The sequence below is a fragment of the Verrucomicrobiia bacterium genome, assembly GCA_019634625.1.
Classification (GTDB): Bacteria; Verrucomicrobiota; Verrucomicrobiia; order Limisphaerales; family CAIMTB01; genus CAIMTB01.
The window spans coordinates 44,681-59,876 of the sequence record JAHCBA010000023.1 but is presented as its reverse complement, the minus strand read 5'-3'; the positions used below and the strand labels follow the sequence as shown (position 1 = coordinate 59,876).

Below are 15,196 nucleotides of genomic sequence, written 5' to 3'. Positions count from 1 at the left end.
TGGACATGAGCCTTTCGCGTCGGGCGTTGATAAGGAGCCTGTTCAAGCCCCTGAAGGCGGGGGGCGGGCTGGTGAAGGGGCCTGGCGGATTGGCCGGTGACGGGGTCGCGATACCGCCCTGGGTACGGACGGATCGAGTGGCGGTGATCCAGGGGCGGTTCTGTCTGGCGTACACCGACGGCTATTGCACCGTGTGCTACGAGCGTTGCCCGGTGGCGGGCGCGATCGAGTTGGGCGAGGGCCTGCCAAAAATTGTGGCGGAGACATGCACGGGGTGTGGCATCTGCCATGACGTGTGTCCGGCCCCCCGCAATGCCATCCTCATCACCACGCGGAAACCGGCATTGGGGCAGGGACAGGGTCAGGAGGGTGCGTGACAAAGTTCTGACGGGATGGAGTGGGGACGAGGCGCGGGTTGCCACGGGGGGAGGGGGTGTGTCACTCTTCCGGTCCTGTGCGTTTTGGAATGTTTGGCATGAGCGAGAGGACCATGGACCCAGCGCCCCTGGACGCCGCCGGAGCGGCGGAGTCGGGGGTGGAGCCGAAGGTGCAGACCGAACCCGTCGAACCCGTCGAACCCGTCGAACCCGTCGAACCCGTGGAGGTGCGGGTGACGGTGGAGGGGGAAGGGGTAGGGGAGCTTGAGGATCTGGAGGTGTTGCGCCGCAAGGCGGGGGAGGCGGACACGTTCAGGGACCGCTATTTGCGGACGGTGGCGGACCTGGAGAATTTCCGGAAGCGCTCGGCCCGCGAGCGGGTGGAGGCGGTGCAATTCGCCAACCAGGGATTGCTGGAGAAGCTGATGCCTGCGTTGGACAACCTGGACATGGCGCTGGCGGCAGTGAACACGGCGCAGGAGGGGGCGGTGGACGGCTTGAAGACCGGGGTGGAGATGGTGTTGAGCCAGTTGCGGGGCGTGTTGCGGGAGTCGGGGTTGGAGGAGATCGATGCCGTGGGGCAGACGTTCGATCCGACCTGGCACGAAGCGGTGTCGCAGGAGGAGACCGACGGGGTGCCGGACGGCCAGGTGGTGCGGCAGTTGCGGAAGGGATACCGGCTGCATCAGAGGTTGTTGCGGCCGGCCTCGGTGGTGGTGGCCCGTTCGCTCCAGGGCTGAGCCATGGCCAAGCGCGATTACTACGAGGTGCTGGGCGTGTCGAAGGGCGCGTCGGCGGAGGAGATCAAGAAGTCGTACCGCAAGCTGGCGGTGAAGTTTCATCCGGACAAGAACCCCGGGGACAAGGCGGCGGAGGAGCGGTTCAAGGAGCTGGGCGAGGCCTACGAGGCGTTGTCGGACCCGCAGAAGCGGGCGGCCTACGACGAATACGGGCACCAGGCGTTCGATCCGCGGTCGCGGGCGGGAGCCGGGCGCGGGGGCGGGGGTGGATTTCACGATCCGTTCGAGATCTTCCGCGAGGTTTTTGGAAGCGGCGGGGGCGGGATCTTCAGCGAACTTTTCGGGGAGGCACGATCCGCGGATCCCACGGCCCCGGCGCGGGGCGCGGATCTCCGGTACGACCTGCAGATCACCTTGGAGGAGGCGGTGCTGGGGGTGGAGAAGGAGCTGACGTTGACGCGGCCGGAGAGTTGCGACCACTGCCACGGACGCGGTGCCGAACCGGGGTCGTCGTTGAAGGTATGTGCGACCTGCGGGGGCCGGGGGCAGGTGGTGACGTCGCGGGGGATCTTCAGCCTTGCGCAGACGTGTCCGCGGTGCGAGGGCGCGGGGCGGATCGTCGAGAAGCCGTGCCGGAGCTGCCGGGGGACGGGGCGCCGGGAGAAGACCTCGAAGATCACCATCCGCATTCCGGCGGGGGTGGACACGGGGACGCGATTGCGGTCGATGGGGAACGGGGAGGGCGGGTTGCGGGGCGGGCCATCGGGCGATCTGTATGTGGTGCTTCATGTGCGGGAGCACGAGATTTTCGAGCGGGACGGCGACGATCTGCACTGCGAGGTGCCGATCAGCTTCGCCCAGGCGGCATTGGGGGGGGATGTCGAGGTGCCGACCCTGAACGGGCGGGCGTCGATCCGGATTTCGGCGGGAACGCAGCCCGGGACGCAGTTTCGATTGAAGGGGAAGGGGGTCAAGAACCTGCAGGGATTCGGGCACGGGGACCTGATGGTGCGGGTGGCGGTGGAGGTGCCGACGCATCTGACCTCGGCCCAGCGGGCCAAGATCGAGGAGTTCGCGGCGCTGTGCGACAACAACAGCTACCCGCAGGCAAAGTCGTTCTTCGAGCGGGCCAGGGAGTTCTTCCGGTAGCGTCCGGGGGGGTGCGTGCATCGATTCGTCCTGGCACGAGAAGGTGAGGGCGGGGCGGCCGTGGGGTCGCGGTGGGCGCTTGGACCGGAGGACAGCCACCACGCCGCGCGGGTCCTTCGTCTGGGTCCGGGGGACGAGATCGAGGTGCTGGACGGCGCGGGTGGCATTCTGGCCTGTCGGGTGACCGGCGGGGGACGGCGTGCGTTGGAGGTGGAGGTGGTGATGGCGCGGCGTCAGGCGGCGCCGATGCCGGTGGCGTTGGCGCCGGCGCTGTTGAAGGGGCGGGCGATGGATTTCCTGATCCAGAAGGCGACCGAACTGGGCGCGACGGCGATCACGCCGCTGGTGACGGCGCGAACGGTGGCCCGGATGCCGGACGGCGAGGCGGTGGCGAGGGTGGCGGACTGGGAGCGAACGGCGCGGGAGGCGTGCAAGCAATGCGGGAACGCCTGGATGCCACGCCTCGAAGCGCCCCGGACCTTGGCACGGTTCCTGTCCGATGCGGGCGATGGATTGCGGGTGGCGGCGATGCTGCGTCGCGAGGCGCGTTGGCCGGGACAGGTGCTGGACGAGGCAGGGGCGGAGGTGTTGGCGGGTCCGGTCACCTTGATGACGGGGCCGGAGGGGGATTTTACGCCGGAGGAGGAACGGGCCTTGATCGACGCCGGGGTGCAACCCATCACGCTGGGGCCGCTGGTGCTGAGGGCGGAGACGGCGGTGGTGGCGGGTCTGGCGGTGCTGCAGCATGAACGCGCCCGCCGGGCCGGTGGGTGAGACGAAGGGGCTGTGGCGGCGGCAATTGGGTTGCGGGCGGGGCGGGGATCGGATTCGGTGGCGCCATGATGCGAGCGAACGGACGGGTGCGGGGATGTCTGGTGCTGATGCTGGGGTTGGGAGGGTGGATCGGTGCGGCTTCGGGGGCGGTGCCGGTGGCGCGTGACCTGGCGGAATTCGGGCTGTCGCCCACGAACACGCCGGGGGCGAACCGGGAGGCGTTGCAGCGGGCGATCGACTGGGCGGCGCCGCGGGGCGGGGCGTTGTGGCTGGCGCCGAGCGAGGATCCCTACCCGGTGGCGTCGGGGGTCGTGTTGCGGCAGAACGTGTCCCTGCTGGGGGTGCATGGGCCGGTGGGGCGTGGCACGCGGCATCCGAACCGCCGGCAACCGGTGGGGAGCGTGTTTGCAATCATGGACGCGGACGCGCCGTTTTTGACCGTGGAAGGGTCCACGCAGGTGCGGGGATTGCAGTTCTGGTATCCGGGCCAGACGCTCACCGATCCGGCGGCCATCGTGCCGTACCCGGCGACGCTGCGGGTGTCCCAGGAGCGGATGGTGCAGGGCGTGACGCTGTCGTGTCTGACCTTCTACGGCGAGTACCTGGCGATGGATTTCAAGGCGCGGCGGGAGTTTCCGTGCGAGCAGATTCTCATCGAGCATTGCTACGGGTATCCGCTGGGGGGCGAGTTTGTGCGGATCGACTTCTGCTACGACGTGCCGCGGGTGCTGCACTGCCATGTGAACCCGGCGAACCTGAGGTATTTCCGGGGCGGATACAGCCGGGCGGTGATTGACGCCGTGGTGGCGAAGGGGACGTTCAGCTATTGGATCGGGCACACGGACAACGCGGTGCTGATGGATGTGTTCACGTTCGGCGCGTACGGCGGGGTGTATCTCGGGCCGGCGACCTACGGGCAGTTGACCAGCTTCAACCTGGACTGCGTGACGGTGGGCATTCACAAGGCGGGGGACAGTCCGTTCAACCGCAACTGGCAGATCGCGCAGGGGTCGATCATTGCGAACGTGGGGGCGCGGGTGGAGGACATCCGGCCGATCATCATCGAGGGGAGGGGGCACACGAGTCTGAGCCAGGTGGAGGCGTTTTCGGGCGGGAACCCGGCGCTCACGACGCTGGGCCGGTCGCAGGATTTTCTGTGGGTGCGGGGGGATCAGCGGCTGACCGTGAGTCTGTTCGGGTGCCGGATGCGGAACTATGCGGCGGCGGAGCCGATCACGCGGGACAACCCGCGGGCGCTGATTCAGGCGGTCGCCTGTGTGGACGGGGACGAGAGGGCGTTTCAGGGGACCTGGGGGGAGTGAGCGGGCAGGGCTGCGCCCTCGATCCAATCGGCGGCGCGGCGGCAGATGATGTTCCAGTCGAGTTCGGTGGCGACCTTGTGGCGGGCGGGCGCCACGGCGGCGGCACGGCGGGTCGAGGACCAGTCGAGGGTGTCAATGAGGAGTCGGGCGAAGTCCGGGCCGTTGGCGCGCGAGAAGCGGATGCCATCGAGACCCTTGTAGTAGCGGAGGGCGCTTTCGAGGGGGGTGCAGACCACGGGCAGGCCGAGGGCGAGGTACTCGACCGTCTTGGCGACGAACGCGCAGTGGGTGCCGGTGGACGGTTCGTAGGGGGTGATGCCGACCGTGGCATCGAGGAGCGAGGACGGCATGCGGTCGTAAGGGACGAAGCCCGGTTGTTCGATGAGGATGCCGGGGACGGCGGCCCGGACGGTTCGGAGGAAGGCGTTGAGGGAAGGGGTGGCCGGACCGACGAATCGGAACGGGACATGCGGGCGGGCGCGGGCGGTTTCGATGACGGCAGTACGGGCGATGGGGCCGAGGTGGTGACGATCGAAGGAGCCGTGCATGACCACGCGGGGTTCCGGCGGGGAGGGGCACGGTTGGGCGGGGACCCGGAAGAGCGTCGAGTCGTAGCCGTAGTACGTTGCCCGGACGCGGTCGGCGGGGTAGCCGGTGGCGATGAGGCGTTCGCGGAGGCTGTCGGAGACGGTGAGGACGCGGCTGGCCTGAAAGCGGACGGGCAGGTGCAGTTCGTAGCGGACGAGGGCCCGGGCGAGGGGGCGGGGCATCAGGCAGGCGGGCCAGGTTTCGAGGAAGCCGGTGAGGCAGTCGAGCAGGTTGAATACGGTGGGGATTTGAAAGCGGCGTCCGAGGCGTCCGGCGGCGACGGCGGAAATGGCGTGCTGGGCCACCACGACATCGAAGTGGAGTCCGGACGCCAGCAAGCGGGCGATCTGGCGGGAGAGGGCGACGGGGTAGGCGAGGTACTTGGGGGTGCGAAGGGGCGTGGTGCGTCCCATGGGCCAGGCGGTGAAGGGTCGCAACCGGATGTGGAAGCGGGCTTCGACGTCGGGCGCGTCGGGGAGGGCGGGTCCGAAGACCTCGACCTCATGGCCGCGGGCCACCAGTTGGCGGACCAGGTACACGGCGGCCGCGGAACCGCCGCCGGACGGGGGATGGAAGGGTTCGTGGGTGAGGAGGGCGATGCGCACCGGGCGTCGAGGATAGGTGTCGCCCGGGGGAGTTCGGAAGGCGCAAGGCGGGGGTTGGATGGGACACCCAACCGCCGTTCTCCAAGCCTCTCGTCGGGGCGTACTCTACAGCGCTGCGGCTGTGGAGTGCGGCGGTTCCCGCCGCTTTGGATTGGGGGCCGGGGCTTCGCCGTAGCCATGCAGCAAGGTCGGGCGCGCTGGCTTGATCTGTTCGGGCAAGCGCTTCGTCGGTCGCTCGTTCCGTATCCCGGTTTCGATACGCGCCTCGCTCACTCCTCGTCCTGCCCGAACCTCTGCGGCGCCATCGCTTGCCTCCTTAATGCATGGATACGGCTTAGCGGGCGCGCGAGGCGACGTGATCGACGAACCACTGGTGGTCGGTGCGGTGGGCGCGTGGGAGCCAGGCGATGTTGTTGGGGATCACTTCGAGACCGCGTCGCTGAAAGCCCTCGAGGTTGCTGCGCCACCGGCGGATTTCGGCATGGCCGTCGGCGAAGGTGAATCCGGCGGCGTTGCCGTGGCGGCCGGACGGTGCGTCGAGCCAGGGGTTGTTGTTGTATTGGCGCAGATCATCGAAGGGAAAGAAGTGGGAGTCGTTGATGCTGTTCTCGTGTTCGTCCACGAGGGTGAATACCTCGGAGGGGCCGGGGTGGCTGAGGTCCGTGAACTTGATGGCGCGGAGGTACATGGCGCTGGCGCCGTCGGCGTGGCGGCTGACCCACGGGGTGCGGGTGTCGCCGATGAACCCGTTCATGGCGTAGCTGCGGTTGCGGAGGACGACCTTGCCGCCGCTGCGGAGTCCGGCGCGGTCGGCCTGGCAGCGGAACACGTCGCGGCTGGAGAGGTAGGGCCAGGTGGGGCTGTTAGTGAGGAAGCGGTCGTTGATGGCATCGGGGACGGAGTGGACGTTGCCTTCGCACCAGGCAGGGGCGGAGGCACTGGCGACGGGGCCGAGGGCGATGTCATTGAAGTCGGTGGCGTAGAGGACGTGGGCGAGGCCCAGTTGCCTGGCGTTGTTCAAGCAGGCGATGCCCTGGGCCTTAAGGCGGGCCCGGGCGAGAGCGGGCAGGAGCATGCTGGCGAGGATGGCGATGATGGCGATGACCACCAGCAGTTCGATGAGTGTGAAGCCCGGCCGGGCGGGGGCCGGGCGCTGAGGAATCGGGGCGGCATGCATGGGAGGAGCGTGGGGATGGGAGCATGTCGGGGTGTGGCGGGCTAGAACGAGCGAATCGCCGGCTAGGACGATTCGATCATGCCCCCGACGGGATGGTGGGCGGGTGCGGCGACGAGACGGAGGTTGAAGGTGTGCGACGCCCGGGAATGGGCCGGCCATGGGCCGGGCCGTTCGAGACGATCGACCCTCCCAATCGATGAATCGTCACCCAGCGGTTGCGGCGGTTCCGGGGACGGTCGTCCGCACCAATCAGTCCTTGACGCGAGGGGGTGCATTCCTAGCCTCGCAACACCTCGGGCGGACCTGTGACTCGATTACAATTGCGGTGAATGACCATGCGCGTGGTCCGCGCGGGATGGAGCATCCGATATGAGACTATACACAGAATACCAGGAAGGCCGGGATGGGGATGGCGCAGGGGCAGGCATGCGTCGATGGCTGTTGGGAATGGCCCTTGCGGTGGGTCTGGCCGGGGCGAATGCCTCGGGCGCGACAGGCGGCGAGGTGCTGGTGACCGATCCGAAGGACATGGCCGACAGCAGCGGGGACATCCGCAGCATCGGGGCCCGGGTGCGGGGAGACGTGCTCTTCCTCAGCATGACCGTGGACGGCGTGGCGGCGCCGTCGGTCGGGCAGACCCCGGAAGGGATGTCGAACCGCTATTACTACCACTGGCTCCTGGACACGGACAACAACCCGGCGACGGGGCGGAGCAACGCGGAGTATGAGGGAAACGCGACGGGCGTGACGCAGCCGATCGGCGCGGAGCGGGTGGTGATGATCGGATGGCGGGACGGCCGGCCGAATGGCGTCGAGGTGTATGATCCGCTGGACGAGGGCACGACGATCCTCGCGGACTTTCCGTTCCTGGCGAGCGGCAACAGTCTGACGGCAGTGGTCCCGCTTTCGGCGCTGGGGCTGGTGCGGGGACAGACGTTCGGTCTGGCGGCGTTCCAGGAGGGCGCGTCGGACGGTTGGGCGGTGGACTGGACGGAATCCGTGGTGCTGACTGCGGACGGGCCGCCGGGCACGGTGGCGAGGGTGGGGGATCCGGCGGACCTGGGGGACCCGAGCGGGGACATCCGCAGCATCGCGGCGTACGCCCAGGGGGACCGGGTGGTCCTGTGGATGAGCGTTCACGGCGTCGCGGCGCCGTCGGTCGAAAACACGCCGGCCGAGAAATCGAACCGTTACTACTATCACTGGCTGCTCGACACCGACAACAACCCGGCGACGGGGCGGAGCAACGCCGAGTATGAGGGGAATGCCACCGGGGTGACGCGGGCCATCGGATCCGAGCGGGTGATCATGATCGGGTGGCGCGACGGGCGTCCGAACGGGATCGAGGTGTACGATCCGTTGGATGAGGACACGGCGATTCTGACGGGGTTCCCGTTCCAGGTGGGCGGCAATTCGCTGGTGGCGGTGGTGCCGATGTCGGCGCTCGGGGTGGTGCGGGGCCAGACCGTGTCGCTGTCCGCATTTCAGGAGGGCGCTTCAGACGGATGGGCGGTGGACTGGGCGGAATCCGTGGAGTGGACGATCGACGGCCCGGACATCCCGGTGGCGGCGGTGGCGGATCCGAAGGACATGGCGGACCCGAGCGGGGACATCCGGGGCATCACAGCCCATGTGGCGGGTGGTGAGCTGCACCTGTCGATGACGGTGGATGGCGTGGCGGCGCCGTCCACGGCGAACACCGCCGAAGGGATGTCGAACCGCTATTACTATCACTGGCTGATCGACACCGACAACAACCCCGCCACGGGACGCAGCAACGCGGAGTACGAGGGGAATGCGACGGGGGTCTCCCGACCGGTCGGCACCGAACGGGTGGTGATGATCGGCTGGAGGGACGGGAAGCCGAACGGGATCGAGGTGTACGATCCGCTGGACGAGAGCACCGCGATTCTGACCGGGTTCCGGTACCATGCGGCCGGCAACACCCTGACCGCTGTGATTCCACTCGAGGCGCTGGGCGTGGCGCTTGGGCAGACGGTGTCCGTCTCGGCGTTCCAGGAGGGGGCATCGGACGGGTGGGCGGTGGATTGGATCGAATCGGCGGAACTGACGCTCACCTCCGACGAGGCGTCGATGGCCCCGGTGGCGGTGGTGGAGGATCCGGAGGACATGGGAGATGCCAACGGCGACCTGAAGAGGATCGAGGCGACCCTGGCGGGCGGGCAGCTGGTGCTGCGGATGACGGTGTACGGGACGATTCTGCCGGCGGTGGAGGACACGGCCGAAGGGATGGTGAACCGGCACTACTATCACTGGCTGCTCGACACCGACAACAATCCGGCGACGGGCCGGAGCAATGCCGAGTATGAAGGCAACGCGACCGGCGTGAGCCGGCCCGTGGGCACCGAGCGGGTGGTGATGGTGGGATGGCGCAACGGGAATTTCGACGGGCGCCAGGTGTATGACCCGCTCGATGAGGACACCGTCATCCTGAGCGGGTTCGAGGTGGAACATAGCGGTGACACCATGGAAGTGCGTCTCCCGCTGGCGGCGCTGGGCCTCTCCCTGGGCCAGACGATTGCGGTGTCAGCCTTCCAGGAGGGCGCTTCCGAAGGATGGAAGGTGGACTGGATGGAGTCGGCGGAACTGACCCTCAGTGAAGGCGGGGCCTCGGGCATCGACCTGGCGACCGTGTTCGAAGGGGACGCCTACGGATTCAGCATCCGGCTCGAGGACGAAGGGGCCCGGCAACTCGATCCGGCATCGGTCCAGGTGGCGCTGAACGGCACGGCTGTCACCTCGGAGGCGACCAAGACGGGTGGATTGACGCGGGTCACGGGCGTCCACGGGACGCTGCTTCCAGCCAACAGCACCCATACGTTGCGACTGACGGCGTCGGTCGGCGGGGAGGTGCAGTCGCGCGACTTTGTGTTCCTTGTCGGGCCGTACACGGTCCTGCCAGCGGCCGGGCGGTTGAGCACCGTCAACACGGCCCATGGCGGGTTCGTGGTGTATGTCACACAGATCTCGTCGGACCAGACAGCGGACGGGGCCCGCGAGGTGCATGGCGGCGTGGCGGAGCTGGCGGAGCGACAGTTGCGGGGCGAACTGGCCCCGGAGGGCGGGAGTCCGTACTACAACGAGGCCAATCTCGAATGGGAAGGCCCGTGGAAGGGCGATCCGACCGTCGTCGAGGGGGTGATCAACTGGTACGAACTGGCGCCGGGTGATTCGGCGAGTCTGAACTTCCCGGACGACGATCCGTTCCCGCACCAGTACGCCACCACGGCGGAGGGCCGGGTCATTGAGATCCTGACCTATCTCGAACTGTCCGCAGGCAGTCACAAGCTGGGGCTGTACAGCGAGAGCGGGCACAAGGCGACGGCGGGGCTGAGCGCGACCGGGCCGGTGCTGAGCCTGTTCGACAACTCGGAAGATCCGACGCGGGTTCCCACCTACTTCGGTCGGAATCAGTTCTTCGACGTGGTCGCCCCCGAGGCCGGGTATTATCCGATCCGGGTCCTGTGGTTCCACCGGTACCGGCGGCAGGAGCCCGGTGCGATTCTTGAGCTGTTCTCCGTGCGGGACCGGGGGCTGCACCTGCTCAACGACACAACCAATCCGTTGGCGATCCGCGCCTACCGGGCGGGCACGCTGCTGACGCCGGGTGTCGAACAACCTGAGATTCAGATCAGCCGGGAAGCCGGCGGTCTGCGGGTGGTGTGGACCGGGGCGTTGGAGGCGGCCGCGACGGTGCAGGGACCGTGGCAGGTGATCGCCCAGGAATCGCAAAGTCCGATGGTTGTGCCCACGACCGACGCGGCGCGATACCTGCGGTCCAGGCGGGATTGAGCCCGCTGCTCGGCCTTCCGCGTGAAGGCCGGTGGGGATTGACGCATGGGGCGGATTGGCGCGAGCCGGTCCGCCCCATGGTTGTTGGGAGCGTCTCGGTCTGCCGGGCGGTCGATTTCCCGGCCATGCACCGTGCGGGGCTGGACCCTGTGGTGGGCGTGTGTACGCTCCGCGACATGCACCCTCCCGCACGGGCTCGCAGTCTTGTGAGAGCTGTTGAGTGGCGGCCCGGCCTTACCGGCGAGTTCCCCGGCCAGCGGAGCGTGATGAGGGTGGGCAATCCGCCCGTGTCGATGGTCCTCTGCTGGTGCCCGCCCACACCGCCCGGCAAGCCGTTCGTCATGGGCAGTCCGCCGGATGAACCGGAGCGCGGTGCCAATGAAGAACAGCGCGCCTGGACGTTCTCCGAGGGATTCTGGCTGGCGCAATATCCCGTCAACCAGCAGCAATGGCTGGCCGTCATGGGTGAGAACCCCGGCCGGCGCGGGAAAAGGGACCTGCATCCCGTGGACAGAGTCTCGTGGAACGACGCCCAGGAGTTCTGCCAAAAGACCGGCTTGCGCCTGCCGACGGAAGCCGGGTGGGAATACGCCTGTCGGGCAGGCACGATCACGCCCTTCGGCATCGGTTCCGGCCGATGCTTGAACAGCCAGATGGCGAATTTCGACGGCAACCATCCCTGCGGCAGCGGACGCGAAGCCTTCCAGTGGCTTTATCGGGAGCGCACGATTACAGAAGGCAGCTTCCCACCGAATGCCTGGGGTCTGCACGACATGCACGGCCAGCTCTGGGAGTGGTGTGAGGATGTCTATGAGGGCGGGGCCCGCGTGCTTCGCGGCGGCTCTTGGTTCTTCGACTGCAGATACACGCGATCCGCCTTCCGCTTCGGCAGCGCCCCAATCAACCGCAACCGTGCCATCGGCTTCCGGCCCTGCCCCAGTTCCACCGGCAATCCAGTCCGGATCGAGGCCGGAGGCCGGGCTTCCGCCGCGTAGCGGCGAAGATTTCTGAAAACATGGCCTTTGCGTTCTTTCAAGTGCCGGCCGACGCCAGCCCGGAAGTGGCCGCGCCCTTGAACCCCTTTGTGCGGTCGCACCGGGTGGTGCGGGTGACCCGGCAGGGGTGTGAAGCGGGCAAGGAAGGTTCCTGGGCCTTCTGTGTGGAGTATCTGGACGGTCCCTCCGTCACGGGCCCGTTCCCTGGAGGCGGGACAGCGAAAGTTGGAATTGCTCCATCATGAGCGGCTCAGAACTCAAGCCCTTCCAGCGCATCATCGCCGACTGTCTTGCGGTCGAGAACGGCGAACTTGTCCAGCGGCACGACCATCTCAACCTCGCCGGCCTCGATTTGACCGACGCGGATCTTTCCGCCCCGTTCGAGGTACCCGAGCGCGACCTGGCAGGCATCAGCCTGGCGAGCCTGCCGCACCTCCGCTACCTGGACCTGACGGGAAACCGGCTCACCGAGCTGCCGGAGTGTGTGACCGGCTTCACCGGCCTGGTCTGGCTGGGGCTGAATTTCAACCGGATCGAGACGTTGCCGGGATCCATCGGGAACCTGACGAACCTCCAAAGGCTTTACCTGCGCGGGAACGCACTGACGAAACTGCCGGACCGCATCGGCGATCTGAGGTCGTTGGTGGAACTGGACATCACCGGCTGCGAGACAGCCAGTCTGCCGGCGGCGATGGCCCGGCTGGAGGCCTTGGAACACGTCGGTCTCGATGAGAAGTCGCTGGCTCCGGACCTTCGCGCGGTGTGGAAGGAGGAGGGATGGAAGTCCCTTCGAGAACACCTGGGACGCGCAGCGGAAGAAGTCTCCGTGACCCAGTGTGTGGGCAAGGTGGTGCTGGTGGGACCGCAGGAGAACGGCAAGACCTGTCTGCAACGCGCGCTACGGGGCGAACCGTTCCAGGCAGGGGGGGAAAGCACGGACGGCATGAGCCGGGAACGCCTGCATCTTGGCCTGACCGGGGATTTCGTGACTCTCGCGGAACGTGCGAGGAAGTCCGGGCCGCGTATGGACGTGATCGACCTCACGCTCTGGGACATGGGCGGGCAGGAGCACTACCAGCATACGCACCAGATGTTTTTCACGCCGTCGGCGCTGTACCTGGTGGTGACCATGCCGCGCCAGGGCGCCAGCGTTCAAAAGCTCCACGAATGGATCGAGCTGGTCGGGCGCCGGACGGGCGGCGACGCCACGGTGATCGTGGTTTCGACCCGCTGCAACGATAAGGACTGCCAGCCGGACAAGGCCCTGACCCTGCAAGAACTGCAATCCAGACACGGCGAGATGATCCGGGCCATGGTGGCCGTGGACAGCAGGGATGGGACGGGCATTCCGGAGATGCGCGTACTGCTGGCCACGGTGGCGCAGGAAAAGCGCAGCAAGTGCACCCACACCTGGCTCCCCGGCTGGGCGAAGGTGCTGGACGAACTGTCGAACTCGGGCGTCGCCTTTCTGCGCTGGCGGCAGATCAGCGACATCTGCGCGCGGCACGGGATCGGGGAGGCACAGGAACAGCGACAAGTCATCCGCACCGGCCACTACATTGGCGCCCTGCTTTGGCGTGAGGATATTCCCGCTGGCGAAGACGTGGTGATCCTGAATCCCGACTGGCTGTGCCGGGCCGTGGCGCGGCTGGTGGACGACGAGCACACCCGGCTGGCCCACGGCCTGGTGGACATCCTCAAGCTGGAACGTGTGTGGCGTGGGCCAGGACGCGACAACACCCCGGGTTACGAACCGGACACGTACGAGGCGTTGATCGAACTCATGGAGATCAACGAACTGGCTTATCGCCCCCGGATGGCAGGCGCGAAGACTGGCCAGGGGCATCAGCTTCTGGTGACCCAGATGGTCGAGGACAGGCCCAGGCACGACGTGGACACGACCTGGACGGACATCAGCCCTCCGAACGGAGCCGAGGCGGTGCGAGTCATCGCGTTTCGCAAGGTTGGCAGCATCGGCTACGAGGAAGTGCCGGACATCATCTACCTGCTCATTTTCCGGCTGCGGGAGTTCTCGCTGGGCCGGGCCGACTACAACAAGGCGCTGCACTGGCAGCGCGGCCTGCTGGTCACGGACGACTACGGAAGCGCCGGGAAGATCGAACTCGATGGTCCCCTGCTACGCATCACCGTCCGTCATCGGCTGGGAGACGGGTTGATGCACTCCATCGTCCACCGCATCGGCGTTCGTGGCGATGGGTACTGGAGCGGGCTGGGCCTGGAGAAAGTGGAGTTTGTGCCGTGTGGGCGGGTTTGCGCGGTGGGCAAACCAGATTCAGGGCTGATTTCAATGGAGGACTGCGCGGAAGCGGACCGTGCCGGCAACCGGTCTGTCCGCTGCGAAACGTGCAAGAAGTACGTCTCGATCCGGGAGTTGCTCAGTCTGCGCGCCGTCGTGCCGCCCGTCCTGGAAGCGTTGACCACGCGAGTGGCCGAGATGGAAGCGAACCTGGCTGCCGTCATTCGCGAGGAAGGCGCTGCCACGCGGGAGGATATTGCCAGCTTGAGGGAGGTCATCCAGATGCAGGGGGACGGCATCCTGGACGCCTTCACCAGCGAATGGAAAGACGGTCCGCGGCTCTTCAGCGTGATTCCCGTACCGGGTGAGAAGGGAGAAGTCTGGTGGAGGCCGAACCTGGAAAGGTGGACGCACATGACGTTCCGCATGACTGTCTGGTGCGAGGCGAGCCGAAGGCCGGTTCCTCTGTTCAGGGAACTGAAGGATCAGAAGGACGAGGGCAGGGGCTTCAAGGGCAGCGAGACGATCACACTCCCGGGCGAGTGGCTGCAAGGCGTGCGCCGGGCGCTCACGTGGGGCAGTTGGGCCACGCTGGCTCTGACTGCTGGCGGTGCGGGCGCCATCGGAGGGCTGGTGACAGCCGCCGGCGGCCTGATTGAACCGCAGGACGCCAGGAATCTGGCCGCGGAGGTCTCCCGACAACGGGGGGTCATCAAGGAAGTCGCCGCCGCCATCCCGGACCACTCCAGGCGTCTTCTGCTGGATCGAAAGGGCGCACTGGAAGCAACCCAGCCGGAGATGTTCGGGAGCACAGGCAGCCTGGGCTTTGGCAAACTGGTGGAAGAGGACTTGAAGCTGATCCGTTTTCTGCGCGAGGAGTTCAAGAGGAAGGACCCGGCCTGGGGCGGCCTCCGGCCGCGGAATGATGGGAAGTTCGGCCGCATCTGGGCGCATCCGAAGGCATGAACCGCAGCGGCACTGTTCTCCTGGGTGGGAGGTGGCGGTCAGAGGGGGACGCTAGTCGTGCTTGGAGGGTGAGCGGTGAGCAGCAGGGCTCCCGGATTGGTGTCCGACGGATCGGGTTCGGGCATGGGCGAGTCTGCCGGTGACTCGCGGATTTGGAGACCTCGCTTGAAATCGGAGGCGTGCCTGTGCGCGGGGTTTTTGGGCGATTCCGAGGGGTGGGAGTGAAAACAAGCACTCCACCCAATTTCTGCGACCCCTGGCGGGGTCGTGAACGATGGGGGGTATTTGTTCCGGGGGTCGAACCCGCGGAGCGGGGTTCGACCCCCGGCTAATGGCTGGAAACCCTCCGGGTTTCTTCGAGCGGCGTCCGCGCGGGAGAAATGGCCAGACTCCACGCTGAAGCGTGGACACCGAACGGGCGGGGCGGGGCGGG

At 67.2% G+C, this 15,196-nt stretch carries 11 protein-coding genes; 8 read left to right on the top strand and 3 right to left on the bottom strand.

The window, feature by feature from the left end; genetic code table 11:
* The first annotated feature begins 5 nt into the window (after positions 1 to 5).
* The 5 genes from KF833_14460 (at position 6) to KF833_14440 (ending at position 4,362) form a co-directional block, all read left to right on the top strand.
* Positions 6 to 377 carry a 4Fe-4S binding protein gene (locus KF833_14460; GenBank protein MBX3746507.1) on the top strand — a complete coding sequence of 124 codons (372 nt, stop codon included), beginning with the start codon at positions 6 to 8 and terminating at the stop codon, positions 375 to 377.
* Positions 378 to 490: 113 nt separating this feature from the next.
* On the top strand, positions 491 to 1,117 hold the full coding sequence (grpE, locus tag KF833_14455; GenBank protein ID MBX3746506.1) for a nucleotide exchange factor GrpE: 627 nt from the start codon (positions 491 to 493) through the stop codon (positions 1,115 to 1,117).
* A 3-nt stretch (positions 1,118 to 1,120) separates the two neighbouring features.
* Positions 1,121 to 2,266 carry a molecular chaperone DnaJ gene (dnaJ, locus tag KF833_14450; protein ID MBX3746505.1) on the top strand — a complete coding sequence of 382 codons (1,146 nt, stop codon included), beginning with the start codon at positions 1,121 to 1,123 and terminating at the stop codon, positions 2,264 to 2,266.
* 15 nt (positions 2,267 to 2,281) lie between these two features.
* Entirely contained in the window at positions 2,282 to 3,040 is a 759-nt protein-coding gene (locus KF833_14445; protein MBX3746504.1) for a 16S rRNA (uracil(1498)-N(3))-methyltransferase, read from the top strand.
* Between the two features lie 65 nt (positions 3,041 to 3,105).
* Positions 3,106 to 4,362, top strand: a complete 1,257-nt coding sequence (locus tag KF833_14440) for a hypothetical protein (GenBank protein ID MBX3746503.1) — start codon at positions 3,106 to 3,108, stop codon at positions 4,360 to 4,362.
* Here KF833_14440 and KF833_14435 read toward each other — a convergent pair.
* A complete protein-coding gene (locus tag KF833_14435; GenBank protein ID MBX3746502.1) occupies positions 4,341 to 5,555 on the bottom strand; it encodes a glycosyltransferase in 1,215 nt (404 codons plus the stop codon). The two genes, KF833_14440 and KF833_14435, sit on opposite strands and share 22 nt — an antisense overlap.
* Positions 5,556 to 5,889: 334 nt before the next feature.
* Positions 5,890 to 6,732, bottom strand: coding sequence for a type II secretion system protein (locus KF833_14430; protein ID MBX3746501.1), 843 nt, complete (start codon positions 6,730 to 6,732; stop codon positions 5,890 to 5,892).
* Positions 6,733 to 7,101: 369 nt separating this feature from the next.
* On the opposite strand from KF833_14430, the gene KF833_14425 reads away from it, so the two are divergent.
* On the top strand, positions 7,102 to 10,545 hold the full coding sequence (locus KF833_14425; protein MBX3746500.1) for a hypothetical protein: 3,444 nt from the start codon (positions 7,102 to 7,104) through the stop codon (positions 10,543 to 10,545).
* A gap of 287 nt (positions 10,546 to 10,832) precedes the next feature.
* Entirely contained in the window at positions 10,833 to 11,540 is a 708-nt protein-coding gene (locus KF833_14420) for a formylglycine-generating enzyme family protein (protein MBX3746499.1), read from the top strand.
* A 250-nt stretch (positions 11,541 to 11,790) separates the two neighbouring features.
* Here the strand turns inward: KF833_14420 and KF833_14415 are convergent, their stop codons facing one another.
* Positions 11,791 to 11,973, bottom strand: coding sequence for a hypothetical protein (locus tag KF833_14415; GenBank protein ID MBX3746498.1), 183 nt, complete (start codon positions 11,971 to 11,973; stop codon positions 11,791 to 11,793).
* 51 nt (positions 11,974 to 12,024) lie between these two features.
* On the opposite strand from KF833_14415, the gene KF833_14410 reads away from it, so the two are divergent.
* Positions 12,025 to 14,763, top strand: a complete 2,739-nt coding sequence (locus tag KF833_14410) for a hypothetical protein (GenBank protein MBX3746497.1) — start codon at positions 12,025 to 12,027, stop codon at positions 14,761 to 14,763.
* The last annotated feature ends 433 nt before the right edge of the window (positions 14,764 to 15,196 follow it).

What these genes read in the sequence shown, in the direction of transcription:
- KF833_14460 (MBX3746507.1), top strand. Translation starts at nt 6, where the DNA reads ATGAGCCTTTCGCGTCGGGCGTTGATAAGGAGCCTGTTCAAGCCCCTG.
- grpE (MBX3746506.1), top strand. Translation starts at nt 491, where the DNA reads ATGGACCCAGCGCCCCTGGACGCCGCCGGAGCGGCGGAGTCGGGGGTG.
- dnaJ (MBX3746505.1), top strand. Translation starts at nt 1,121, where the DNA reads ATGGCCAAGCGCGATTACTACGAGGTGCTGGGCGTGTCGAAGGGCGCG.
- KF833_14440 (MBX3746503.1), top strand. Translation starts at nt 3,106, where the DNA reads ATGATGCGAGCGAACGGACGGGTGCGGGGATGTCTGGTGCTGATGCTG.
- KF833_14430 (MBX3746501.1), bottom strand. Translation starts at nt 6,732, where the DNA reads ATGCATGCCGCCCCGATTCCTCAGCGCCCGGCCCCCGCCCGGCCGGGC.
- KF833_14425 (MBX3746500.1), top strand. Translation starts at nt 7,102, where the DNA reads ATGAGACTATACACAGAATACCAGGAAGGCCGGGATGGGGATGGCGCA.